We start from the raw sequence: 24521 nt of genomic DNA, 5'->3' as shown, positions 1-24521 counted from the left end.
CCTCTCATGAAGACGCAAAGCAAATATCTGGAAGAGATCAACCGACTTTTGGCTGATTATCTTCTTGAAATCGAAAAGTCGGATTTGAAACCCCTATCAGCACAGGTTTATCAGGTTCAGTCCAAAAATTTTGTAAGGTGGATCAACGGGGAGTTTACACCTGGCGAAGTGAAGAAATCCAAAAAGCAGGCTCCCGATAAGCCGGGGAAATAAAGCTCGCACACACCTCCACAACCATTATTTACCACGTTCCTCTTCATAACTTTTGGTCCTTATCAGCAACATCATCGGCATCCATCTGGGCCGGTGATCTGCGGACCCGATGCAGCTGTTCTGCCGGCACCTCCACAATCTAACTACCCCGGTAAAACAAAACACCTTCGCGGCAGGACCGGAAGGTGTCAATTATACTCAACGTTTATTAACGTACATCATACGTTCGATTCCAGTGTTCCCGCGTCCGTTCCGCAGCCATTCATTAGCAGGAATTTACAAATTTAACATCGGCCTCAAAATGCCATTGTAGATCGCTATTGTTTTGTTTGTGGCAATATCTCTACATTATCTGTTGCGTTTTTTAGGTAGATTTGGCTCTTCTCGCACCGTCATACCCCGCAGCGGAAAGCGATTTTGAAAACGTGAATACATGATCCGATCGATTCTGGAATGGCCTGTGCGAAAACAGTTGGAGACTGAACCAAGTATCCTCAACCGGGCCCGCATTAAGGTACTTTCCTACGCACTTAACCTGAAAATCCTGACGACATCGCTCCTGCTTATTTTTTATCAAATGGAGCATTACCATGTGCAGGCGATCAGGGCGGCGGTATTACTGGGCATCATCGTTGTCTACTACATTGCAGTTTCCTACGGCTTTCCATGGCGCAAGGCCGTGCATGCCGCGATGGCGATTTTCATGGCCATCATCTGGACCAATCTTTACGTTTTTCAAAAAGGGTTCGATCTGGTCACGTTGCAGTACCTCGTCGTGGTGAGCGTGGCGGGCTTTTATGGGCTTGGTAACCGATGGGGTGTCATTTATTCGACGTTCGCGGTGGTGCCGTTCATTGCTTATGTGCTGGCCCAGCAACATCTGGCAGGCTACATTTCCTGGGGCCCGCATGGCTCGGGACGGATCACGATCGCCATTCAGCTATTCCAGAATTTTACGCTGATTGTTCTTATTAACTACTTCTTTTTCAGTTCGTTCTATGACACGATTAACGATCTGGATGCCAAAACAGTCGAGCTGCGGTCGAGCTTGCAATACCTGGAAGATTCCCGGGAGAGGCTCGAAACGGAATACACCCATCAGAAACACCTGATAGCCAGCATTTCACACGATATCAAAAGCCCGTTGCGGTTCCTGATGACCACCACCGGCCGCCTGGCGCGCAATCATCCCGACTTATCGACGGTGCGCGCCATCAGCCAGTCGAGCTACCGGTTGTACCACTTCATGAAAAACCTGCTGGAATATACAGAGTTCCGCTATAAGAACTCCGACGTCCAGTTTACCTATCTCGACATGAATGAAATGGTCGAGCAGAAGTTTGCGATATTTACCCAGGACGCCGAGGTGAATGCCAACCGATTTGTGAATGAAGTCACGCCGGGCGTCATTATCAAGAACAACGCGCAGCTGGTGAGCATTATCCTGCATAACCTGATCGACAATGCCAACAAAGCGACCAACAGCGGCACGATTAGCGTCACCTACCAGGACTTCCGCGATGAGCTGCACCTGATCGTGAAAGACACTGGCCCGGGCATGGACGCCACCGTGAGCGAGTGGATCAACAGCGACTCGAAACAGTTACCCGGAAACGGCAATGCCGCCCAAAAATTCGGTATGGGCCTCCTGATAGTCAAGGAGATCAGCACGCTCATACGTGCGCGTTTGCAGGCGAGGCCGAACGAACCCAACGGAACGGCAGTGCATATCATTTTCATGAAATAAAGTCGGGCGTAGTTGATTTTCTACATTAGAATTCATTTATATTAAACTACTTTTAAAACTGATTTGAAGTAAAAGGAATTTGAATGAAAACAGTTTTGCTGGTAGAGGACCATTCCATTGTGCGAATGGGCGTCAGGTTGCTGATTGAAGATTTTTTGCCCTCGGTAACGGTCGTCGAGGCGGCTACTTTTAGCGAAACCCTCAAACATCTGCAGTCGCGTTTTTTTGACCTGGTGATCCTGGATATCAAAATCCCGGGCGGCGAGGCATTTAATATGATCGGGAAGATCCGCGACATTCAGAACAAGGTGAAAATCCTCGTTTTTTCGTCGCAGGACGAAGAATTGTACGCCATACATTACGTAAAGGCGGGGGCTAACGGCTACCTGCCCAAGGATACCTCCAACGAAGAGCTTGAAAAGGCGATCACTTCGGTACTGGCGGGCGGTACGTACATCAGCAACGTGATCCAGGATCAGCTTGTAAACAACACCCTGCTCGAACGGGAAAGCAAGGAAAGTCCCCTCGAAATCCTTTCCAACCGCGAACTGGAAATTATGGACATGCTGCTCACCGGCAAATGGACCAAGGACATTGCGCTCGATCTGAATATCAAGGAAAGCACGGTGTCAACCTATAAAGCCCGGATTTTCGAAAAACTGGAAGTGACGAATATCCTCGAACTCTTCAAAAAGGTGGAAATTTACAAGCGGAGGAAGACGGGATCTAACGGGTCGGAGCTTTGATGAAAATTCTACTATGATTATTGTCGAATTGCTACTAGTATCTGTCGATATATCAGTAAACTACAATTTATTTCCGGCTACTTTATATTTCATTTCAAATATTTACTTTTGCTGATAGAAAATGGATCTGCAATGAGGCAGCTTTCACCTCTATCGTTAAAAGTTAATATTGAGAATGGAAAGGTCGGTAAAACTTTCAAAATCTGCTGAATTGCCGTTTCTGGGGGGCGTAATCATCACTGTAACCGCAGGCGCTGCCCTGTGGACTTCACTATTTTACTGTATTTCCCTGTTATTCTGATCGGTCGGTACGCTATCGTCGTGCTGGTAAGCCTGTTGTGGTGTTAAAGAAAGTTAAAGCCTCATTGTCAAGGGCTTTTGTTAACTTTTTTTAAGATCGCCGGTTTGCTGCCGGGCTATTGTGTTGGATAGTTTTGGGTCATCATCCAAAACACCTTCAAACATGATATCCTTAAAAAAGTGGAACGATCTGGCGGCTTGGGCAGTATTTGCCGTCAGCCTGGCCACCTACGTCCTTACCATGGAGCGGACGGCCAGCTTCTGGGATTGCGGGGAATTTATCGCCTGCGCATTCAAACTTCAGGTACCGCATCCGCCGGGCGCGCCGCTGTTCCTGCTCATTGGCCGCTTGTTTTCGCTGCTGGCCTTGGGCAATGTGATGAACGTGGCCTATTGGGTCAATATGGTATCGGTGCTGAGCAGCGCTTTTACAATTTTTTTCCTGTTCAAAACCATTAGTCTGCTCGTGTGGAAGTTGCTCAAAAAGCGGCCCGAAGCCGGTGAAACCGCGGATGTGCTGCTCGTGAATGCGGCCGCTGCGGTGGGCGCGCTGGCATACGCCTGGTCCGATTCGTTCTGGTTTTCGGCGGTGGAGGCGGAGGTTTATGGGCTGTCGTCTTTTTTCACGGCCATCGTCATCTGGGCGGTGTTCAAATGGGAGGGCATCGAAGATCCCGCCGCCGGCAACCGGTGGCTGATATTCACGGCTTACCTGGTGGGGCTTTCCATCGGCGTCCATTTGCTCAACCTGGTCACCATTCCGGCGCTGTCGCTGGTGTATTATTTCAAACGGTACCCCAAGCCGGGATTCTTCGGTGCATGTGCTGCGTTTACGTTTGGATTGCTGATTTTGGGCATTATCAATGCAGGCATTATTCCGGGCCTGCCGGAGCTGGCTGGAAAATTCGAGCTGTTTTTTGTGAATTCGCTTGGGTTACCTTACAATACCGGCATTGCATTCTTCACAATACTCTTCATCGGCGGACTGGTTTGGGGTATCCGCCACACGCATCGCACGGGCCGGGTGCTGCTGAACACCGGCCTGCTCTCGCTTGCGTTTATTCTAATAGGTTATGGCTCGTACGCTTTGGTGCTGGTGCGCTCGGGCTATAACACGCCGATCAACGAAAACAACCCGAGCGATGTCCTGCGGTTTGTATATTATTTAAAAAGAGAGCAGTACGAGAGCCGGCCGTTGCTGTACGGGCCGTCATTCGACTCCCGGCCTATTAACCAGAAGCGCGGCGCACCCGTGTATGCAAAGAAAAACGGCAAATACGAATTGATCGACCACAAACCCGTTTACGAATACGAGCCAGGCAGCAAAATGCTTCTTCCGCGGCTGTACAGTTCGCAGCCGGGCCATTCCAAGCTGTACCAGCAAATGACCGGGCTGGCCGACGGTGAAAAGCCCACCATGCGGCATAACCTTTCCTATTTGTTTTCGCATCAACTGGGACATATGTACTGGCGGTATTTCCTGTGGAACTTCGCCGGTAGGGAGAGCGACCGGGAAGGTGCGGGAACGTTGCTGCCATGGCAAACCGCCGGTTCATTTCCCAAAAGCATCAGCCAAAACCGGGGACATAACAATTTCCTCATGCTCCCATTCATTCTGGGCATTGCCGGGATTATCTATATGTATTACTACCGGCGCAAAGACCTGCTGATATTAGGCCTGCTTTTCGCGCTGACCGGCGTAGCACTCGTTTTTTACCTCAACTCACCACCCTCCGAGCCCCGGGAGCGCGGTTATATTTATGTAGGCTCATTCTACATTTTCTGCATCTGGATCGGCTTCGGTGTGATTGCGGCGGCGCGGTTGCTCCAAAACGTCATCCACAAGCCTTCCCTGTGTGCCGTGGCGGCGGGTTTGGCCTGTTTTTCGGTGCCTGGCATTATGGTAATCCGGGGATGGGATAATCATGACCGCGCCGATCGTTACCATGCGGTGGATTTTGCCCGGAACATTCTCAGTTCCTGCGCCCCGAATGCGATACTTTTCACCGGAGGCGATAACGACACCTTTCCGCTGTGGTATGTGCAGGAAGTGGAAGGGTTTCGAACCGATGTGCGCGTGTGCGTGCAAACCTTCCTCGGGGCCGACTGGTACATTGAGCAGTTGAAAAGAAAGATCAACAAGTCGGATGCGCTGCCGCTTTCGCTGGATTCGGGGAATTATCAGTTGGGCAAAAATGAATACATGCCGTTCTATGAAATCGCTTCGGTGAAAAGCGGGATCAACCTGCAAGAATACCTCGAACTGATCAAGCAGGAGAATAAGGCCATCCAGGTGCCGCTCACAAGTGGCGATATGGCGTCTATTCTGCCTTCTTCCACGCTTTTTCTGCCCGTGGATACCAAAAAAGTGAAAGAAATGAACATCATCCAGCAAGACCTGCTGCCCTACCTGAGCGATTCCATGAGCTGGAAAATCGGCGAAACCGACTTGCTCAAAGGCGACCTGGTTATGCTCGACATCATTGCGAGCAACAACTGGAAGCGGCCGGTCTACTTCTCTTCGACAATGGGCTCTTCGCACAACCTGGGCTTGCAGGAATACCTGCAACTGGAAGGTTATGCCTACCGCCTGCTGCCCGTGCGCGTGCCGGGGGCGTCGGACGGCTACGTGAATTCGGTCCTGATGTACGACAACCTGATGAACAAAACCCAATGGCGGGAAATGGATAATCCCGCGGTGTACTACGACGATACATATCTCGGCTCGCCTGTGATCACCGCGCGGCTGTCGTTCCTGCGGCTCGCGCAGCAGCTCATTGCCGAAAACCGCATTGACAAAGCCCGGCAAGTGGTGAACAAGGCCATGGCCGTCATGCCGGATGATACCATTCCGTACGACCAGGTGTCGGCTGGTTTCGTGGGGGCGTTGTTCGATGTGGGCGAGCATGAAAAGGCCTTGGATTCCGCCCGGACAATGGCCATTCGCTCGGACGAAAACCTTTCGTGGATCAAAGAGAAAGGCAACGGCCGGAGCCGCGACGTCAACACCGACCTTTTCATTCTGCAAAGTATCGTCCGCGAATGTCGGAGAGCGAAGCAAGACAAGGAAGCCGACCGCTTCGACGCGATTTTCAGGAAGCATTTGCTGGCGTTTAATATGTACGGCGGATAGGGGATTCCGGGCAAGGTTTTTTCTTCCTAAACCATATTTATCTCAAAATACAGGTTTATGGAAGGAAAAACTTTGCCCGAAAACGGATCACAAGTGCGTTTCATGCGGATCGACGACGAAGAGTGGCGCGACGGCGAATACGACGCGGAAAATAAAATGTTTATCGAAATTTATTCTGCCGAACTCACCACGCACAACTGGAACGACATCAGCAAGTGGGCGTATTCGGAGGTATGAGGCGCGCACCAGCGGGCGCCGGGCCGGGTGGCATTGCTTTTATATATAATTAGCATTATCAACCCGGAAACTATGCTGGAAGAACTTTGGTATAAAAACGCCGTCATTTACAGCCTCGACCTTGAGACTTTTATGGACGGCAACAATGATGGTACGGGCGATTTCGAAGGACTTTGCAATCGCCTCGATTATTTACATGCATTGGGGCTGGACACGATCTGGCTGGCCCCGTTCCAGCCCACTCCGAACCGCGACAACGGCTATGATATCAGCGATTTCTACGGCGTAGACCCGCGCCATGGTTCCAGCGGCGATTTCGTGGATTTTATTCACAAAGCCCGCAAGCTGGGGATTAAAGTAATCATCGACCTAGTTGTGAATCATACTTCCGACGAACACCGGTGGTTTAAAGAATCGCGCAGTTCCAAAGATAATCCCAAACGGCACTGGTACGTGTGGTCGGACAAGCGGCCCAAAGGCTGGAACAAAGGGATGGTATTCCCCGGCGTACAAAAAGCCACCTGGACGCGCGACAAGAAAACCGGCGACTATTATTTTCATCGGTTTTACGAATTTCAGCCCGATCTCAATACGGATAACCCGGAAGTCCGCGCGGAAATCAACCGCATCATGGGTTACTGGCTCGAACTCGGCATTGCAGGTTTCCGTGTCGACGCCGTTCCGTTTATCCTCGAATCGCCCGCGGCGGAGGGTAAATCGCCCCTGCATTTTGAATACCTGAAAGAAATGCGCCGTTTCCTGCAATGGAGGCGGGGAGATGCGGTGCTGCTCGGCGAGGCTAACGTGCTGCCGCAAGAAAGCAAGAAGTATTTCGGCGAGAACGGGGAAGGTATTCACCTCATGTTTAATTTTTATGTAAACCAATACACGTTCTACGCGCTGGCCACCGCCGATACGCGCCCGCTCATTAAAGCACTGGAAGCGACGCGCGAAAAAGCGCCGGGGAGCCAATGGGCATTCTTCCTCCGCAACCACGATGAGCTGGACCTGGACAGGCTCGCACCCGAGGAGCGGCAGATTGTATTTGACCGTTTCGGGCCGGAAAAAAACATGCAGATTTACGAACGCGGAATCCGCCGCCGGCTTTCCCCAATGCTTGGCAACCGCCAGCAAACCGAACTCGCTTACAGCCTGATGTTCTCATTCCCCGGCACGCCCGTGATCCGCTACGGCGATGAGATCGGGATGGGTGATAACCTGGCACTTCAGGAACGCGACGCTGTGCGTACACCCATGCAATGGTCGGGCGAAGTGAATGGCGGCTTTTCGAGGGCTAACAAGCTGATCCATCCGGTGATCGATGAAGGATATTATGCCTATGAGCATGTCAATGTGGAGCACCAGCGGCGCGACGCGGGCTCGCTGCTCAACTGGATGACCACGCTGATCCGGCTCCGGAAAGAATGTCCCGAAATCGGCTACGGCGAGTGGGAAATTATCGACACCGGTTACCGTGAAATATTGGGAATGCGGTATACCTGGAGAAACCGGTCGCTGCTTATCTGGCACAATTTCAGTGAGAAGTCGCTGGAACTCGTTGTGCCTGAAAACCAGGCAGGTACAGGTCGGCTGATAGACCTGATGAACAACATAGAAAGCGTGCTGGACCACAAGGGCCGGCATACCATTACGCTGGAAGCGTACGGGTACCGATGGTTCAAGGCACAACTGGGATAGCCCGTTGCCACAGTTCCTGAGTTGATATTGTAATTGCTCTAAAAAACATACTAATTGTTCTATGTTTCAACCCCGACCAAACCGCACCCATGAACACGACCGATCTTACCCCCCTCACCTCGGACCCGACCCCTGAATACTATGAAAAACAAGCCGCCGCACTGGCGGATTCATGCCGGTCGATCCACACCGATTCGTTGAAGCTCATACGCGAATACCATCCTGATCCCGAAAAAATTACGCTGCTGAACCGTCCGGATACCAATTTCGGCCTGGACGATGCCCGAGCCGTCGTAGCGCGGGAGCATGGCTTTGAAGACTGGCCGGCTTTTCTGCAACATATTTCCGATGTCAGAGACATTAGTTCGCCTGTATCGAGGTTCGAACGAGCCGCCGACGCCGTCGTACAGGGTGATACGGGCACATTGAAAAGCCTGTTGGCGGCCAACCCCGCACTCGTACACGGACGCTCGGCCCGCGGGCACAAAGCGACGCTGCTGCATTACACCGGCGCCAACGGCGTAGAAAATTTCCGGCAACTTACCCCGGCTAATGCATTGGAGGTAGCCGACATACTGCTTTCAGCCGGAGCCGAACCCGATGCCCTCGCCGACACATATGGCAATAAATGGGGCACGACGCTCGATCTGCTCGTTTCGAGTTCTCATCCGGCACAAGCGGGTGTGCAAACGGCCTTAGCGGAAAAACTACTGGATTATGGCGCAGCCGTAAACGGTGTGCGCAACGACGGCGCGCCGCTTCTCACAGCGATTTACTTCTACTACCCGGACAGCGCCGAGGTGCTGGTAAAGCGCGGCGCTCGTGTCGATAACGTCGTAACAGCCGCTGCAATGGGCGAAACGGCCCAACTCGCCGGCTACCTCGACGATACCGGCAAACTCCGAAGCGACGCGCCGCTGGTGCAGGTGGAATGGCTGAAAATAGCGCCGACGCCCGAAGCCAACCTCGCACTCGCATTCGTGTGGGCGGCCATGCTCAACCGCGTGGAAACCGTTCGCTATCTGCTCGAAAAGGGCGTAAGCCCCGCCTCCAAAGACCATCGCGACTGGACTGCATTGCATTGGGCAGGATACCTGGCGCATCTGGAAATGGCCGACATGCTCATCGCCCACAAAGCCCCGCTCGAAGCACGCAACGAATTCGGCGGCACCGTCCTCGACCAAACGCTCTGGGGCACCGCCCACGAGGGCTTACGACCGCACCACCTGGAAGTCGTTCAGAAACTGGTAGACGCGGGCGCCAAAATACACACCTGGTGGCTGCTCACCGATCTGCACCCGCCTCTGCACGAGAGCGTGGCCAGAATCTTGCAGGAGAAGGTCTAGCTGCCGCGAAAGCTTCGCTTGATAACTCATTCATGTTACTTGAGCATTCCCCTGTAAACCCAAATTGATTTGAAAAAAATATCTATTTAATTCGAAAAACATCCGAGCGGTCTCTGCCCGGATGACCTACCTACTCCGTTCCTGCCGCGGCTAATCGCGGGCATTTTCGATCTGTTTTTCTCAAAAATCAGAACATGTATGCTTATGGGATTATTTCGGAGGTATGGTCGGGTACCGTTTCACGTCACACTAGCTGCTGGGTTGCACTGTGCAGCCTTTGTCGCCACTTCGCTTGTACCTGCCTGCGCACAAGATGTTCGTAAGGACCTTTTCGTGCAGGAAAGTGTAAATTATTTAAATCTTTCAGAACACGGAAAGCAGCTGTACGATGGCTTGACTGACAGTGGTCGCATTAGTTCTCAAAGCGTCATTGTCCGTATGAGGCCGATTGCAGAGGTGGTGTCTGATAACCGGGTGCGGATAACGGTTCCAGGTCGTGGAGAACGGTATGATTTAGATGTTAAGAGAGTTGAATATTCTGATCCGCTGAACTACAAACTTTATGGCACTGTGGGCGGAAGTTTGCTTTCGGTGATATTAACATCAAGGAACGGCACGAAAGGCGGCATTCTTCAGGGCCCGGAGCGGTCGTATGAAATTTGCGATCTCGGCAGCGACGGACAACTGTTGCTGCCGCATGAAACAGATGACTGGAAGAATGATTTTTGTGCGTCCGGTATTGGATCTGCTCCTCCGGTCCGGCCGGCTCCCGCTCAAACAGAAGATGCAAGACAGCCGGAGGCCAACGCCAAGGTTCAGCCGTGCACCAGCGGTATACGTGTCCTGTTTTTGTATCCGAACAATGTCAGCCCGGTGTCGGCAACGAATCATGCATATAATATCATAGATGTATTTAACCAGACAGTCTCCAACAGTGGGGTGGCAGGTACCGCGCTTGTGGAGTTGGCGGGCGTTGTTCAGACGACGTACCAGCCACTAGGTGGAATAATTACGAGTGAAGCGCTTAACCTTTCAAACAATGCTAACGCCCAAGCACTCAGGACTCAGCATAAGGCAGATCTGGTTCTCTTGTACAGTTGGCAAGGCTATGGGGATTTTGGTGGTGTGCCGAGTCCCGAAATTTATCTTCACCCGGTGAATGCGCGGGCCTTTGCAGTTGTCTCATTGAATGGCTCAAACATTCCGGTGATTGGTGCGCATGAGCTTAGCCATTTGTTTGGGTGCAATCACAACGACGATAATTTCGGGTTGCCTTACGCGAAGGGCTTTGTGTTCTCGATTTTCAATACGCTTGTAGCAAAAGGAAACGCGCCGGGGAGCAAAATTCTTTACTATTCGAATCCGAACAAGTCGTTTAATGGATCGGTTATGGGCGATGCTACACATAACAATGCCAAAGTGATGAATGATAAGGCAGCAATCGTCAAGGCATTCCGCTCGGAGCCGAACGTGCTTAATGGCTGGGTGAATGGGCCATACAGCGGTTATGAATATCAGATCTATACGTACGAGGCCATTTCCCGATGCGGTAGCCCTCCGTACACTTACCAGTGGCAAGAATCGACTGATGGTATCAACTACTCCGGCAATGGAACCGGTGAGTTTCATAACGTCGGGCTTTACCACAATGGGAATCATCAGTTTTATCTGAAACTAAAAATTACATCTTCTGACGCGCAGGTGGTCGAAACCTGGATGCAAATCTGGGTGGACGATGACCCGAATGAAGGCTATCGAAGGGGGCAACAGGAGAGTGACTCGCTGTCGATGCAATCAGACGACTTTACTGTTGTGCCAAATCCGGCGTCGCATTCGGTACAATTGATTTTTAATGCCCCGACAGTTAGGGAATTAGAACTCAATGTTGCGGATATGGCCGGCCGGACACGCTTACCCGGCAAACGTTTTCAGTGTAATGCAGGAAGGAATGTATTAACCCTCAATCTTTCCGATGAAGGATTAGAGCCGGGGATGTATGTGGTTACAGTTCATCATGATCGACAGGTTATAAGGAAAAAAATCTTGTACACACCTGAGAAAAGCCATGAAGATATACCTCTATGCATTGCTGCTCGCTTCGTACAGCCTTGCGGCATGTGACAAGCAACCACCATTTGGGCCACGTATGGTCAATGAAATTGTTACTGGTGAGGTGAACGGCTTACCCTTTAAGTCGGAGATGACAGTGGAAATGGGCGCAAATATCATTCAGGACTTATGTGACAAAGATGTTATCTGGCTGAATTTGCTTTGGAAAACGCCAAAGGGAAAGTGTCAAAGCTTGTTTCTGCACCACTTACACTGCATGCCGGGAAACCATGCGTTGACGGACAGCTCTAAGCTTCACATCTCCAATGGTATATGTACCATGGATAGCGTACAGGCGTCTTTGCAGTTCAAGTCCGATCTGGTTGACGATCACGGCACAGATTATTATCGACTTGTGGAAGGTCCCGAAAGTTGCCTGAGGATCATAGCCTACAATCTCGAAAAAAGGGAAATACGAGGGGAATTCTCCGCCAGGTTTGTAAGAATTAAGAGTGCCAGAAAAGCGGCGGAAGCAGAGGACACCCTCACTTACACCAATGGTAAATTCATTTTTGGAAATATACACGTCCAGGAAATTATCACGGAGCCGCGATAGTAAAAAGCACGCGGTCTCTGCCCGGATAACCTACCTACTCCGTTTCTGCCGCGGCTAATCGCGGGCATTCTCGATCTGTTTTTGTCAAAAATCAAAACAAGTCTGCTTATGGGATTATTTCGGAGTAATCGTCTGTTGCTGATTGCAAGATGCGGTAAACCTCCCTACACCTACCAATGGAAGGAATCTACGGATGGTATCAACTACTCCGGCAATGGGACCGGCGAATTTCATAGTGTCGGATTGTACCACAATGGCAACCATCTGTTTAACATAAAATTGAAAATCACCTCTTCGGACGGACAGGTAGTAGAGAACTGGATGCAAATCTGGGTGGACGACGATCCGAATGGAGGCTATCAAAAGGGACAGAAAGAGAGCGATTCTGTTCAAATGGAACATGGGGAGGCTGTTCTAAAACCCAATCCCGCATCCAGTTTGGTGGAACTCATTTTCAACGGAAAAAGGTTGTGTATAATCCAAATTTGAAGCCATGAGAGGAAGCGGCTATATTCTATTAATACTGATCACGGGGATGCTATCCTGCGAAAAGCCGCCAGCAATGGATCCATGGTTTACGAGCGAATTTATCACTGGTGAAATCAATGGTGCTCCTTTTACGTCGGGAATCGCGGTGGAGATGGGTGGATTTGTTGATCAGGATTGGTGCGACAAGAATGTGGCGGCGCTGATGTTGGTCAAACAGAATGCGGAGGAAGAATATCAGATCGTACTTCTGAATTATTTTCACACGCAGGCCGGTAACTATATCCCAACCGACAGTTCAGTCAGTCATCAAAGAAACTCGATATGCGCCCTGGATTCAGTTAATATGAGTTTATACTTTGTATCTTTTCCCCGTGACGACATAACAATGGACAGGTACAGGCTCTTGGAAGGTCCATGGAACTACTTTAAGATTTTATACTATGACCCTGAGAAGAAGGAAATCCAGGGACAGTTCGGGGCTAAATTCGTGCGGATCAATACGCATCAGTTGGCGAAAGCGGCGGTAGACACGATTACGTATACCACTGGGAAATTTATTCTTTCCAATATGTATGTGCAGGAGGTCTTCACCGAGCCAAGATAACATGCCCCAAAGCAAAAAAACAGCCGTCCGTAGGAACAGGACGGCTGTTTTTTACACATCTGAAAGTCACTACAACCCAAACCCAACAGCAAGGCCTTTCACCGGTCCGCTGTATGGGAACTGATGCATGATGGCGCCGGTGGCGAGATCCACGGTATAGAAGCTGGTGTTAGCACCTACGGTGAAAATTGCATAGCCTTTGCCGGATACATTGCCGATGTCAAACCCAATGTGTGGGGCCACGTCGGCGCTCAGGGGTTTCGCGTCGATCAGTACGCCGTTGTTTGGCGGCGATTGTACGTAAAGTGTGTTCGATTGGCTGTCAATGTCGAAGAGCGTGGTGGTGGCAGCGCCCGCGGAGCTGTTCGTGTAGGCAACAGCCGTAACGAATGGCGTCGGACCGGACATGCCGATTTTGAGCGGCTGATCAACTGTTGTGACGCCGTTGCTGACATCGATACGCAGGTTTTGGCCATTATCGCTCACCACACGCAGGCGGTCGGCGACCGGGTTGAAATCTACACCAAAGTGCATTCCGCTCAGCATTACAGGCGTATTGTCCGGTAGTTTGAGGCTTACGAGTTCCGTAGCAGCGCCCGTGCCGAGGTCGATGCCGTAAATTTTGCTGTCGCTACCAATTGCATACAATCTGCCATTGACGGGACGTAGGTCGATGCCGTGCAGCGTCACGCCCGGAATCGGAGTGATCATTTTCGTGCCGAATTCTGTGCCGTTTTGCGGATTGAAGATTTTCAGCATTCCGCTGTCCGTCAATGCGTAGGCCACCGGCAGCGATGGAATAGCTATTCCGATGATATTCACATTAGCAGGGAAATCTCCGAGTTTTTGCAGCTTTCCGGTGGTCAGGTCTACATAGTCCAGCTCCCATTTATCCCCAAACTTCACCGACGCGATCGGGTAAACGTCGGACGGGTTCATATCCGGTGAAATGTCAAAACCGCCCACTTCCTGAATATTCAGGCCAAGCGGACCCACGGGCACCAGTGTCCCCGGGTTAGGCGGGTTCTGGATGTACAGCATGTCCGTAGAAGCGTCAATGTCGTAAAGCGTCGTGCCGGCACCGGCGGGAGCGGCGGTTACACCCGCGCGGCTGTTGGTATATGCCACTGCGCCGATCATCGGATTAGGATAGCCGTTCAGCTGCGAGTCGCCCGTGAGGACAGCACCCGTTTCGGGGTGCAGGCGCAGGTTTTGAGCGGTGGTCGATACGACGCGGATGCGGTCGACGGTCGGGTTGAAGTCGAAACCGACCTGGCCATTCAATGTGGCGGCGATCGGTGCCATTCCAATGCGTGTGGCCGCGCCTTCCTTATCGCCTGTTTTTACATTAATGTGATAAAGGTTATTCATCGAGCTGATCGCGTACAATTGTCCGGTTGCAGGACGGAAGTCGATGCCTTTCAGCATGTCGCCTTCTACCAGCCCCGTCACGGCAAACGACCGAATGGGGGTCGCGGTGCTGCGGATGTTGATCTCGTGGAGCTGGTTGTTGTCGGAAAGCGCGTAGAAGATCCTGTCTGGAAGCGAAGGACCGGTTGGCGGTACGCGATGGTCCTCGCAGGAGATGATGGAGATTGAAAGGACAAGGGCGATGATTGCGAGCACCGGCCTGAGGCGAAGGTCGAGTAATTTCATAAGAACGGAATTGAGTTATGTGGTTTTTGTAACCCACATACGTTTCCGGATCAGTTTTGGATTGAGGTGGTGGTGTAAAATTTTAAAAGGGCGTCGGTTTCGGCAATCATCCGGACGGCTGTCAGCGAGGAGTCGTAAAAAGTAATGTTGGCATTACATTGAATTAATAGTCAATCACTTAGTTTGAAAATATGCGCGTTGAATAATATTAATAGTAACATGCAATGATTAAATTGAACTATCCTTTTAAAATGCGAAAAGGATGTCTTTACCACTGGAGTCATTCCCGGGTAAAGTCTATATTGGCAGCAGTTTTCTCAACGGTCTTTAATTTTTTACACATGCTAGTATCTTCATTTCAAACCATCGGGGCCGCATTGGCGTGCCTTGTCGTTGCAGGCTCCGTGAATCAGGCAAATGCGCAGGGCACGAATGTTCTGAATACGTACGAATTTGTTCAGGACGGGGTCAATAACAGCTACCAGCCGCCCGTGATCAAAGGGCCTACTTCCATTCCCCAGACCCTAGCTTTCTTCTACAACAAAAATGGGAGCGTCGATGAGGGGATTTACTTCCAGCCGCTGAAATCTGCACTTTCGGTGACGTTCAGTTTTGATGATCAAACTTACATCAATGTTCCCCAGCATGTTACCGGAATGACTTTCGGTGCGGCGTCGGGGGCGAGCAGTACGCACGTGCGGGGCGTGTCGGTGGTGAATACCAACTATTATTATGCAGATACCGCCCGTGCCATTTTCACGGCGCATCCGCAGGGACCCGTCGGAAAGGGTGTCAATCTGTTTATGAATGCGGGCTTGCAGGTCTTTCTTTCCGCGAAACCGTTACTGGCCGCCAATGCATCCAGGTCGGATACGAGCCGCTACTATTATGGTAAGCTGCGCTTGCAGTTCAGCCGGCCGGTAACCGATCCGGTTATTTCATTCATCGGTTTGGGTGCTACGACCAATTTCGGGGATAAACGCCTTGGATTCGCCACAGAACTGGAATTGCAAACGCCCGGGCTCGCGTTAACGAAGCTCTCGGGCAGCGAGGAAATGCAGATCGATATGGGTAAAACGCAGATCCTGCATTCAAAAACGCCGATTTCGGGCAATTGCGACAATGGCGCGGCGTGCGGGAGCGTGGTTGTGAAGGGTTCGAAGATCAGCACGCTCGTGTTCGGCGTTTACCTGCGCCCCGATGGCGGTCCCGGCGTTTGGGGCACCGAAAAAGTCAGCAACTCCGGGGACATGTGGCACGTTACAATATCTCTTCCAGAACAGGAGTAGCGATTGCTTCCGGCTTTTCGGAATGCATAATTGTCTGGCGGTGCATTTCACCCCAGCTAATGAGCGACTCGATCACCGGCGAAAGCGTATCGCTGTAAGGCGTCAGCTCATACTCGATCGATACCGGGAAGTCGGTGTAGACTTTTCGTATAAGAAATCCATTGATTTCCAGTTCTTTCAACTCATTGGAAAGCACCCTGGCCGAAATGCCGTGGATGGCGCGCTGGATTTCATTGAACCGCTTATGCCCTTCGGCGAGCGCGATGATGATCCGCAACCTCCATTTACCGCCGATTACATATAATGCATCGCCCGCCGCATTGAGCTTATTATAGCATTGTGCGGGAGTGGGTTTGGGGCCGTTGTGATGTGTGAATGGCATGAGATTCGCTAACTGAAAGAATATTACTAACCTTTTGCTTATTACTATCATTTATATAGTAAAAAAGTTCCTTTCAATAGTAAATCAAAATAGCCTGGCGTCTTCCACCAGGCTTAAAGCGTCCCCGTCCATTTGAGGAGCGCTTCGAAAAACCGGATCATTGCATACCTGAACAGGCGAGGCAGGCAGCTGCTAATGGCTGCAACACCCCTGATCGCCTTTGAAATCTTCATATTTGTCGTGATGGCGCATCCAGTCCATGATTCCATCTTCATTTCTTCCTTTTGGTGTGAGATCGAGATAATTGTGCGTGCCGATGAGGACGTCGCCGCCGCGGGAGTAGCTGGAATAAGTGTGGAAAATGTTTCCTGTCCCATCTTTGTAAAACACGCTGGTGCCGGGTGACTCCGTGCCGTCGTCATGTTTGGCATATTCGAAATTGTAATAGATCGTCCCGTTTTTCAGCTGCTGGTCCGTGAACGATACATGATAATCGTAATTGAAATCGCTGCCATGCGACGATACCCAGGCGAACTTCCAGCCCATTCGTTTTTTGAATGCGAGCAGCTTTTCGAGCGGGGCCCTCGAAACCACTACCACCGATACGTCGTGGTGTTTCAAATGAAGGTTGGCACCGTCGATATGGTCGGCCAGGAACGAGCAGCCCGGGCAACCCTCTTCCCACTCCGGGGCAAACATGAAATGGTAGACGATCAGCTGGCTTTTGCCGTAGAAAAGATCTGATAACCAGAGTTTTCCTTCCGTTCCCTCGAAAATATAGGACTTATCGACTTTCACCCAGGGCAGCGCGCGACGCTGGCGACTCAGTTCGTCGTTCAGGCGGGTGAGCTCTTTTTCCTTTTTGAGGAGTTCCTTCCTCGATTTCGTCCATTCTTCCTGCGACACGACCCGGTGCGCGGCCAGGCTTTCGTCCAGGCGGCCAGCCGTAGTTTCCAATTGCTTTTCCATTGGTTTCTGGATTTAGTTTAATACAAAACTCACCAAAAAATCGCTGACTAATCGAGTGTAAAAACGTCTATTTGAGGGGGTGTTTGAGACAATCCGCAAACCGTCGACGATAGGAGGGGTTTTGAGAAAATTAATCTGTGATGTCCGCTTCTGGTATGATTCTTTTTTGAAACAGTCCACATAAATGAAAATATTCATCAACCAAACATACAAAATCATGAAAGCTTTCAAGTTGAATATCATCGCATTAAGTATATTGGGAGCCTCGGCTGCCTTCGCGCAAACATCTACGCCATCGAGCACGCCTTCGACTTCGCCGTCGAGCACACCGTCGACTTCACCGTCAAGTACGCAGCCATCCACCACGCAGCCGTCGACCTACCCGGGCAATACCACACAGCCGAAAACGGTTCCGGGTGCCGCGGTGCAGCCGTCGGATCTGCCGGGTGCCACAAGGCCAGGCAGCACGGTAACGCAGCCATCGCCAACCACCGTTCCAAATTCCACCACGCAGCCATCGACAGTGCCATCGAGCACCGTGCCGGGCAGCGTGACGACGCCGAACAGCACAACGTCGCCTGGCTCGACCACCCGTCCTTCGGATGCCAACTCCGTTCCGCGCACAACCACTCCGGGCAGCTTGCAGCAAGGTACTAACCCAAACGATAACGTGCCGAGAAGCACCGTTCCGGGTACTACCACTAACCCGAACCAGGTTCCGCAGAGCACCACTATTCCATCGTCGACTGTGCCTGGAAGCAGCACTACCCCAAGCAGTACCACGCCAGGAGGCACCGGTACCAGCATTCCGAGATAATATTGAGCAATTATAGGTAGCAAGCCGGACTTTCACAGGTCCGGCTTTTATCAAACCTGAACTTTAAACGCAACGATCAATCATGCCAAGTATTACCAATCGTGAAGACGACGGGCGACTGGAACCGGGAGTGGTTCTGGTGGTGTCGGGAGCAGAGTCGGAGAACGACGCCGTGCTCGCCATTGAAAATTACCTGCGGGTGAATCAGAAAGAGCACCTCGAACTGGCTTTGCCGGAGAAATGCGAAGATGGATCATTTCAGGTGAGGCTGGAAGAGCCGGCTGCGAATGGCTAGTCGCAGCGCAGCATTCGCCTAATTTTTGGTGCCTTCTCGGAATGCAGGTTCTGTCTGTGACCGTTCCCGGTCCATTTCTTCAAATTCCCTGGTAGGATTGAACCAATTGCTGCCTGATGCGTCGCCAATCGCGACAACGCGCCCCTGGTTGATCTCAACAAGCACTTTGGAACTTTTCAATTCGTCCCAGTTGCTCACGCGGCAAACCTGCATACATCGGAACAGAAACCTACCCAGATGCGGCGGATCGGCAGATTCGCCGCCATTTATTCCGGACGTGAATACTTCATGTCCGCCGAAGGTATATTTAACGCCTTTCAGATTCAGTTCCAACTCCGCCGTTACATATAATCGGCGGTGGACATAGATATGCACCGCCTTGATTGTTCCCATTTCCATCATAGCTTTCGTTGATGTAGGACGTATAGGGCATTAAAACTGTGCCTGTAAATCCGTATTAATAATTAATTAACGTTGAGCGCCTCAGACAAACCGTTTGAACGGCAATATATACGTTTGTAGCGAAAATTGTAGTAGTACTATTACGAATAATTTCAGAAAGCCCGTTCAAATCTCGAATTTTTTGTAGAAAATCTCTCCAAATTGTAGGTGTGTCTATCAGGTTTTAAGCTGAACTGAAAAATTTTCTGCATTGGTGGAATAAAGGAAGGGTATGGAAATGAGTAGATTACATCTTTCTGGAAAGTGTGTTAATACAAATGACCCTTTCCCGAAATTGCTATGAAACTACTCCTGCTTGCATCGCTGCTCCTGCCGACTGTGACTCCGCTGGATGTGGCACCACACGTTGGTGACCTGCCCAAAGAATCTGCCTCTTGTAATCCTCAAATCCGGCAGCCGACAGGTTACTTGTTTCCGCAATTTGTGCAGGGGACCGTTTATTTCCGGAATGGTACCAAACGGCCGGCAAAGCTGAATTACCATTTCCGGCACGGCGGCGTCCAGTTTGTGGATGCGCAGGCGGACACCCTGCTGTCACGGGCAAGCACCTGATCGACCATGTAGAAATGGGCGGCCGGAAATTTTTCCTGACGGACACCTATTCCGATATGGAGCTCATCACTTCGGAAGCCGTTCGGTTGGCCGTGCGAATGCAGCCGCAGCCAGGCGGAAATGGCCTCAGCCATTCCGGGCAGCACTTTTCGGCTTCGGAGGGTAATACCGCATCCGGCCTGCTGATCAGCAATCAGGGTGGAAATTTTCAGTGGGAGAACAATGCGTCGGGGCAGGCCTGGACGTTAAAAAGTACCTATTTCCTCATCGACCGCAACCGGGTCGCACACCGCGCATCGCGGCGGGCGTTTATGACCGTTTTCGCCCGCGGGAAGCGGGACGTCGTTCGCTACCTGCGCGAGCACCGCGTGGATTTTGCGAATGCCAGCGACCTGCAACAGCTGCTCCATTTCTGCAATAATCTGCCCAGCCGATAGATTGAATCCGCCGCTTGCACATTTTGTTTGAAATTTTGATGGATTTATCGCCGAATGGTTAAGTTAGCGTGTTGACAATGAATGTCTTCCGCTAAACCTACACCCGATGCGAGCACTTTTCCTGCTGATCCTTTTTCTTTTTACCAAACCCGTCCTGGCGCAGGAGTCGCTGCCTGACATTTCGACGGAGGAAATCGCGGCCATTGAAAGCAAACGGGCGGGGATCCTGGCTGGCGAACGTTCAATGCGCGTAAAGGCTTCCAATAATTTTGATGTAAAATACTACCGCTGCGAATGGGAAGTCGATCCGGCGTCGTACTATATCAAAGGTAAAGTGACGCCGCATTTTACGATGAATGCGGCAGGAAATGTGATCACACTCGACCTCGCAAGCGGGCTCACGGTGGCATCCGTAAAGCAGCGCGGCAGTGATGTTGCTTTCTCGCACGTCGGCGATGCGCTCATGATCACCCTCCAAAACCCACTTTCGCAAGGCGTTAAAGATTCGCTCACGATTGCGTATGAGGGTATTCCGCCCGGTAATCATGGCGCGTTTGTAACATCCGTGCACGGACCGGCCAGTACGCCTGTTCTGTGGACGTTGAGCGAGCCCTTCGGCAGCCGCGACTGGTGGCCCTGCAAGAACGGCCTCGACGATAAGGCCGATTCCGTCGACATTTTTCTCACGCATCCGGCTGTGTACAAAGCAGCCTCCAACGGACTGTTGCAGGCCGAAACCGCTCTTTCCATCAACCTCACCCGCACACACTGGAAGCACCGCTATCCGATTGCCAGCTACCTTGTCGCATTTGCCGTAACGAACTATAGTGTGCTGGATAACAGTGTCGTAATTGGCGGGACGAGCGTGCCTTTCAAGACTTATTGTTACCCCGAGAGCCAGTTTAATTTCCAGAACGGCGCCCAAAATGCCCTCAATGCGATGGTGCAGTTCAGCAACCTGTTTGGCGATTATCCGTTTAAGAATGAAAAATACGCGCATGTGCAATTCGGCTGGGGCGGCGGCATGGAACACCAAACCTGCTCATTCATGGGCAGTATGGCCGAAACGCTGATCGCCCATGAGCTTGGACATCAATGGTTTGGAGATAAAATTACCTGCGGCAGCTGGGAGGATATCTGGCTCAATGAAGGCTTCGCGACGCACCTGGCGAGCATTTATAATGAGGCTAAATACCCACTCAACACAAAATTCACCCGCACCAGCGAAGTCAACACCATCACTTCACAGCCCGGCGGCTCGGTTTGGGTAAATGATGTGAACGACGCGGGCCGCATTTTCAATAACCGGCTGAGCTACCTCAAAGGCTCGCACCTGCTCTATATGCTGCGCTGGATTCTCAGCGACGCCACGTTCTTCTCCGCGGTGAAAAATTATATCAATGATCCCTCGCTGGCCTACGGCTACGCAACCACCGCTCATCTCAAAAGCCACCTCGAAGCGGCCAGCGGCAAAGATCTGACCTATTTTTTCGACCAATGGTTTACCGGGCAGGGCTACCCGTCGTACCAGGTGGAATGGTATCCGATCGGTAACGCTGTGCAGGTGAGGCTCGAACAAACGCGGTCGCATGCGTCGGTGAATTTTTTCCAGCTGCCCGTGCCCCTGCTATTCCGCAACAGCCAGACTAACCAGCAGAAACTGGTCGTACTCGACCACACGGTGAGCGGCCAGCTCTTTTCGGAAAACCTGGGTTTTGAGGCCACGGAGGTCGTTTTCGATCCTGATGTGTGGCTGATCACGCGCAACAATACGATCACCAAATCGTCGGGGCAATTGCCGGTGGTTTTCAGCAGTTTTGAGGTACAATGCCGCGGCAATGGCGCAAGGCTCACTTGGCAAACGATCGAGGAGGTGGGAGCCGATTATTTTGAAATACAAGGAAGTGACGACGCCCGTCAATGGCAGGTTTTGGGGACTGTCCGTGCGTTTGGTAATTCAAAAGCTACCAACGATTATTCTTTTAATGTCGAAGCGTCTTCTTCGCGTAATTTTTATCGGGTGAAAGAGTACGACCTGGATGGCAAAACCCAGGAGACCCGGATTTTGGTGGCCAAATGTGGAAAGGAAAAGAGTGATTGGGCGGTACATCCTAATCCGGCAATCGATTTTTTTTACATTAACCCATTCCAACAAAAATCCGATTCCTGATGAGCTGTTGCTTTATGACGTTAAAGGGAATCGTATTTTGCTCAAAACGAAGTCGTCCGGCGGGACGAAAACGTTCGATGTAAGGCATTTAAATTCCGGCATTTATTCCATTGTATCCCAGAAGGGAGAGGTGCTGTTCAAGTTCCTGAAAGAGTGAAATTGATATAGATTTTGATTTATACATTCGCTTTCGTTATGCACACTGTACTATTATCCGCTTGTCTGCTGGCGCATATAATCCCAGGTCTTTTGCGAGGTCCGTACCTTCAATCGGCTACGTCGACGAGTATTATTATTCGCTGGCGTACCAATGAGCCAACCGACAGCCGGGTTCTTTTCGGGGAATCGCCAGCGACATTATTCCAAAGTGTTGACAGTACCTCGTCCGTCACCGAGCACGAGGTAAAATTGACCGGGCTCCAACCCAAAAAGCGGTACTATTATTCCATCGGCTCTGCGCAGGGAGTGTTGCAAGGTGATGCCGGCAACTTTTTTGAAACGGCCCCATTACCAGCGCAAACAGGCAAATACACCATCGGCGTGATGGGCGATTGCGGAAATAATTCTGTTAATCAGATCAATACGCGTGATAAGCTGCTCGATTTCCTGGGGAATGAATATATGGATGCCTGGCTATTGCTCGGCGACAATGCCTACATGACCGGCACCGAAGCGGAGTACCAGAGCGGATTTTTCAATATTTACAAAGACCGGCTGTTAAAGCAAACACCATTGTATCCGACGCCGGGAAATCACGATTATGCCAATAATGCATCCAGACAGGTCGATCACGCGGTGCCTTATTATAACATATTTACCGTTCCCAGCGCCGGGGAAGCGGGTGGCGTCCCTTCCGGGACCGAATCGTTTTACTCGTTTGATTATGGGAACACCCATTTCCTTTCGCTGGACTCGTACGGAATGGAAAGTGGCAATACGCGGCTGTATGATACTTTGGGCACGCAGGTGCAATGGGTCAAGGCGGATCTGGCAGCAAATACGAACAAGGATTGGGTAATCGCCTACTGGCATCATCCGCCGTATACGAAAGGCTCCCATGATTCGGATATTGAATTGGAGCTGATTAACATGCGGAAGAATTTTATCCGGATTTTGGAAAGAAACGGCGTAGACCTCATTCTTTGCGGGCACAGCCACGACTACGAGCGCTCGAAATTAATGCACGGGCATTATGGTCTCGAAAATTCATTTAATCCGGCCATTTACAACCTCAGCCAGTCTTCCGGGCGTTACGACGGCTCATCCGAATCCTGCCCATACATCAAGAAATCATCCGACAATGAAGGCACCGTATATGTAGTTGCAGGCTCGGCGGGGCAGCTTGGGGCTACCAAGGCAGGCTATCCGCACAATGCATTGCCATTCGCCAATGCAAGTTACGGAGGAGCGGTTTTATTGCAGGTGGAAGGGAACAGGCTGGACGCCAAGTGGATAGCTTCCGACGGCATCGTGCGTGATCAGTTTACGATTGTTAAGGATGTGAATAAGAAAACGTCGGTCGAGATCGAGAAAGGGGAAAGCATTACAATTGCCTCCTCCTATATCGGCTCCTACTTGTGGAGCACCGGGGATACATCCCGGGAAGTTACGGTAAGCCCGGCAGTGACGACGGAATATGTTGTCAAGGACGAATATTCCTGTCTTAGTGATACGACGGAGGTCATTGTCACCAACCCGTTACCAGTCAAATTGAGCCATTTTTCAGGTTCATTCCATGACGGTAGGGTGACGCTGGAATGGGAGACGACGGAAGAAATCAATGCAGGTTATTTTTTGGTCGAGCGCTCGCAGGACGGTCGTACTTTTGAGCCTATCGGTAAAGTCGACGCATTGGGTGATTCCCGAAAGGTAAATGCGTACCACTATGATGATGAAAATGTAAACGACAATTTTTATAACAGCAACATTTATTACCGGCTCAAAGAAGTCGACCGGGATGGGAAAACGCAATATTCAAGAATTGTAAGTATAAAATTGGATAGTTATGCCAATGATAAAATTCGCATAAAGCCAAACCCTTCTTCCGGGGAAGAGATTTGGGTTGAAATCGGGAAGGGCATAGGTAAATGCAAATTAATCCTCAGTAACGTGAATGGCCAGACTTTACGCGAAATGTCATCCAATGCAGAAACCATAGCTCAAAGTTACCCGCTAGGTAAATTGAATGCCGGAACTTATATCATCAAAGCCGTATTCGGAAGCGAAATAATATCCCGCAAGTTCGTTGTTCGCTAGTATTAAAAATTCAATAAATTATTCCACAAAATAAGGTAGGTTAGCGTAAATAGATTTT

General features: G+C 50.9%; 23 protein-coding genes. 19 read left to right on the top strand and 4 right to left on the bottom strand.

Annotated features, from left to right (window positions below):
• The first annotated feature begins 6 nt into the window (after positions 1-6).
• The 11 genes from DFER_RS10280 to DFER_RS10230 all read left to right on the top strand — a co-directional run bounded on the left by DFER_RS10280 (position 7) and on the right by DFER_RS10230 (position 13178).
• Positions 7-213, top strand: a complete 207-nt coding sequence (locus DFER_RS10280; protein WP_015811563.1) for a hypothetical protein — start codon at positions 7-9, stop codon at positions 211-213.
• Positions 214-646: 433 nt separating this feature from the next.
• Complete coding sequence (locus DFER_RS10275) at positions 647-1960, top strand: sensor histidine kinase (protein WP_015811562.1); 1314 nt, start codon at positions 647-649, stop codon at positions 1958-1960.
• 83 nt (positions 1961-2043) lie between these two features.
• Complete coding sequence (locus DFER_RS10270; RefSeq protein ID WP_015811561.1) at positions 2044-2706, top strand: response regulator; 663 nt, start codon at positions 2044-2046, stop codon at positions 2704-2706.
• 463 nt (positions 2707-3169) lie between these two features.
• Positions 3170-6139 (top strand): glycosyltransferase family 117 protein, encoded by a 2970-nt coding sequence (locus tag DFER_RS10265; protein WP_015811560.1) that lies wholly within the window; start codon positions 3170-3172, stop codon positions 6137-6139.
• A gap of 57 nt (positions 6140-6196) precedes the next feature.
• Positions 6197-6376: a hypothetical protein gene (locus DFER_RS10260; RefSeq protein ID WP_015811559.1), complete on the top strand. Its 180-nt coding sequence runs from the start codon at positions 6197-6199 to the stop codon at positions 6374-6376.
• A 72-nt stretch (positions 6377-6448) separates the two neighbouring features.
• Positions 6449-8074, top strand: coding sequence for an alpha-amylase family protein (locus DFER_RS10255; protein WP_015811558.1), 1626 nt, complete (start codon positions 6449-6451; stop codon positions 8072-8074).
• Between the two features lie 89 nt (positions 8075-8163).
• Entirely contained in the window at positions 8164-9420 is a 1257-nt protein-coding gene (locus DFER_RS10250) for an ankyrin repeat domain-containing protein (protein WP_015811557.1), read from the top strand.
• A gap of 198 nt (positions 9421-9618) precedes the next feature.
• Positions 9619-11541, top strand: coding sequence for a T9SS type A sorting domain-containing protein (locus DFER_RS10245; RefSeq protein WP_041734923.1), 1923 nt, complete (start codon positions 9619-9621; stop codon positions 11539-11541).
• Positions 11486-12085 carry a hypothetical protein gene (locus DFER_RS10240; RefSeq protein ID WP_143828710.1) on the top strand — a complete coding sequence of 200 codons (600 nt, stop codon included), beginning with the start codon at positions 11486-11488 and terminating at the stop codon, positions 12083-12085. The genes DFER_RS10245 and DFER_RS10240 overlap by 56 nt, the downstream gene beginning before the upstream one ends.
• A gap of 135 nt (positions 12086-12220) precedes the next feature.
• Positions 12221-12574 (top strand): hypothetical protein, encoded by a 354-nt coding sequence (locus DFER_RS10235; RefSeq protein WP_143828709.1) that lies wholly within the window; start codon positions 12221-12223, stop codon positions 12572-12574.
• A 4-nt stretch (positions 12575-12578) separates the two neighbouring features.
• Positions 12579-13178 (top strand): hypothetical protein, encoded by a 600-nt coding sequence (locus tag DFER_RS10230; protein ID WP_015811553.1) that lies wholly within the window; start codon positions 12579-12581, stop codon positions 13176-13178.
• Positions 13179-13247: 69 nt separating this feature from the next.
• Here DFER_RS10230 and DFER_RS10225 read toward each other — a convergent pair whose 3' ends face one another.
• Positions 13248-14834, bottom strand: coding sequence for a DUF4394 domain-containing protein (locus DFER_RS10225; RefSeq protein ID WP_015811552.1), 1587 nt, complete (start codon positions 14832-14834; stop codon positions 13248-13250).
• Positions 14835-15175: 341 nt separating this feature from the next.
• Here DFER_RS10225 and DFER_RS10220 point away from each other — a divergent pair, with 341 nt between their 5' ends.
• A complete protein-coding gene (locus DFER_RS10220) occupies positions 15176-16123 on the top strand; it encodes a hypothetical protein (RefSeq protein WP_015811551.1) in 948 nt (315 codons plus the stop codon).
• Here the strand turns inward: DFER_RS10220 and DFER_RS10215 are convergent.
• The gene (locus DFER_RS10215; RefSeq protein ID WP_015811550.1) at positions 16095-16505 is read right to left on the bottom strand and encodes a winged helix-turn-helix transcriptional regulator; all 411 of its coding nucleotides are present in this window, start codon (positions 16503-16505) and stop codon (positions 16095-16097) included. The two genes, DFER_RS10220 and DFER_RS10215, sit on opposite strands and share 29 nt — an antisense overlap.
• Positions 16506-16697: 192 nt before the next feature.
• Entirely contained in the window at positions 16698-17474 is a 777-nt protein-coding gene (locus tag DFER_RS10210; RefSeq protein ID WP_015811549.1) for a DUF899 domain-containing protein, read from the bottom strand.
• 217 nt (positions 17475-17691) lie between these two features.
• Between DFER_RS10210 and DFER_RS30085 the strand changes: the two genes are divergently transcribed.
• Together DFER_RS30085 and DFER_RS10195 are read left to right on the top strand one after the other, a co-directional pair.
• A complete protein-coding gene (locus DFER_RS30085) occupies positions 17692-18291 on the top strand; it encodes a hypothetical protein (RefSeq protein ID WP_187293455.1) in 600 nt (199 codons plus the stop codon).
• Positions 18292-18373: 82 nt separating this feature from the next.
• Positions 18374-18586 (top strand): hypothetical protein, encoded by a 213-nt coding sequence (locus DFER_RS10195; RefSeq protein WP_015811546.1) that lies wholly within the window; start codon positions 18374-18376, stop codon positions 18584-18586.
• Between the two features lie 18 nt (positions 18587-18604).
• On the opposite strand, the gene DFER_RS10190 is transcribed toward DFER_RS10195, so the two are convergent.
• Positions 18605-18979: a hypothetical protein gene (locus DFER_RS10190; protein WP_229206227.1), complete on the bottom strand. Its 375-nt coding sequence runs from the start codon at positions 18977-18979 to the stop codon at positions 18605-18607.
• 348 nt (positions 18980-19327) lie between these two features.
• On the opposite strand from DFER_RS10190, the gene DFER_RS10185 reads away from it, so the two are divergent.
• The 5 genes from DFER_RS10185 to DFER_RS10170 all read left to right on the top strand — a co-directional run bounded on the left by DFER_RS10185 (position 19328) and on the right by DFER_RS10170 (position 24463).
• Positions 19328-19600, top strand: a complete 273-nt coding sequence (locus DFER_RS10185; protein ID WP_015811544.1) for a hypothetical protein — start codon at positions 19328-19330, stop codon at positions 19598-19600.
• 14 nt (positions 19601-19614) lie between these two features.
• A complete protein-coding gene (locus DFER_RS10180) occupies positions 19615-20037 on the top strand; it encodes a hypothetical protein (RefSeq protein ID WP_015811543.1) in 423 nt (140 codons plus the stop codon).
• A 106-nt stretch (positions 20038-20143) separates the two neighbouring features.
• Positions 20144-22207 (top strand): M1 family metallopeptidase, encoded by a 2064-nt coding sequence (locus DFER_RS10175; protein WP_015811542.1) that lies wholly within the window; start codon positions 20144-20146, stop codon positions 22205-22207.
• Positions 22116-22364: a T9SS type A sorting domain-containing protein gene (locus DFER_RS30890; RefSeq protein ID WP_374754555.1), complete on the top strand. Its 249-nt coding sequence runs from the start codon at positions 22116-22118 to the stop codon at positions 22362-22364. Before DFER_RS10175 ends, DFER_RS30890 begins: the two co-directional genes overlap by 92 nt.
• 38 nt (positions 22365-22402) lie before the next feature.
• Positions 22403-24463 carry a metallophosphoesterase gene (locus tag DFER_RS10170; RefSeq protein ID WP_015811541.1) on the top strand — a complete coding sequence of 687 codons (2061 nt, stop codon included), beginning with the start codon at positions 22403-22405 and terminating at the stop codon, positions 24461-24463.
• Positions 24464-24521 lie beyond the last annotated feature (58 nt).

Source organism: Dyadobacter fermentans DSM 18053, from assembly GCF_000023125.1.
Classification (GTDB): Bacteria; Bacteroidota; Bacteroidia; order Cytophagales; family Spirosomataceae; genus Dyadobacter; species Dyadobacter fermentans.
Note: the sequence above shows the minus strand (reverse complement) of the source record. Positions and strands in the feature narration are given on the sequence as shown.

Bases quoted from the DNA above. Each gene is read 5' to 3' on its own strand.
- DFER_RS10280 (WP_015811563.1), top strand. From the start codon at position 7: ATGAAGACGCAAAGCAAATATCTGGAAGAGATCAACCGACTTTTGGCT.
- DFER_RS10275 (WP_015811562.1), top strand. From the start codon at position 647: ATGATCCGATCGATTCTGGAATGGCCTGTGCGAAAACAGTTGGAGACT.
- DFER_RS10270 (WP_015811561.1), top strand. From the start codon at position 2,044: ATGAAAACAGTTTTGCTGGTAGAGGACCATTCCATTGTGCGAATGGGC.
- DFER_RS10265 (WP_015811560.1), top strand. From the start codon at position 3,170: ATGATATCCTTAAAAAAGTGGAACGATCTGGCGGCTTGGGCAGTATTT.
- DFER_RS10260 (WP_015811559.1), top strand. From the start codon at position 6,197: ATGGAAGGAAAAACTTTGCCCGAAAACGGATCACAAGTGCGTTTCATG.
- DFER_RS10255 (WP_015811558.1), top strand. From the start codon at position 6,449: ATGCTGGAAGAACTTTGGTATAAAAACGCCGTCATTTACAGCCTCGAC.
- DFER_RS10250 (WP_015811557.1), top strand. From the start codon at position 8,164: ATGAACACGACCGATCTTACCCCCCTCACCTCGGACCCGACCCCTGAA.
- DFER_RS10245 (WP_041734923.1), top strand. From the start codon at position 9,619: ATGCTTATGGGATTATTTCGGAGGTATGGTCGGGTACCGTTTCACGTC.
- DFER_RS10240 (WP_143828710.1), top strand. From the start codon at position 11,486: ATGAAGATATACCTCTATGCATTGCTGCTCGCTTCGTACAGCCTTGCG.
- DFER_RS10230 (WP_015811553.1), top strand. From the start codon at position 12,579: ATGAGAGGAAGCGGCTATATTCTATTAATACTGATCACGGGGATGCTA.
- DFER_RS10225 (WP_015811552.1), bottom strand. From the start codon at position 14,834: ATGAAATTACTCGACCTTCGCCTCAGGCCGGTGCTCGCAATCATCGCC.
- DFER_RS10220 (WP_015811551.1), top strand. From the start codon at position 15,176: ATGCTAGTATCTTCATTTCAAACCATCGGGGCCGCATTGGCGTGCCTT.
- DFER_RS10215 (WP_015811550.1), bottom strand. From the start codon at position 16,505: ATGCCATTCACACATCACAACGGCCCCAAACCCACTCCCGCACAATGC.
- DFER_RS10210 (WP_015811549.1), bottom strand. From the start codon at position 17,474: ATGGAAAAGCAATTGGAAACTACGGCTGGCCGCCTGGACGAAAGCCTG.
- DFER_RS30085 (WP_187293455.1), top strand. From the start codon at position 17,692: ATGAAAGCTTTCAAGTTGAATATCATCGCATTAAGTATATTGGGAGCC.
- DFER_RS10195 (WP_015811546.1), top strand. From the start codon at position 18,374: ATGCCAAGTATTACCAATCGTGAAGACGACGGGCGACTGGAACCGGGA.
- DFER_RS10190 (WP_229206227.1), bottom strand. From the start codon at position 18,979: ATGGGAACAATCAAGGCGGTGCATATCTATGTCCACCGCCGATTATAT.
- DFER_RS10185 (WP_015811544.1), top strand. From the start codon at position 19,328: ATGAAACTACTCCTGCTTGCATCGCTGCTCCTGCCGACTGTGACTCCG.
- DFER_RS10180 (WP_015811543.1), top strand. From the start codon at position 19,615: ATGGGCGGCCGGAAATTTTTCCTGACGGACACCTATTCCGATATGGAG.
- DFER_RS10175 (WP_015811542.1), top strand. From the start codon at position 20,144: ATGCGAGCACTTTTCCTGCTGATCCTTTTTCTTTTTACCAAACCCGTC.
- DFER_RS10170 (WP_015811541.1), top strand. From the start codon at position 22,403: ATGCACACTGTACTATTATCCGCTTGTCTGCTGGCGCATATAATCCCA.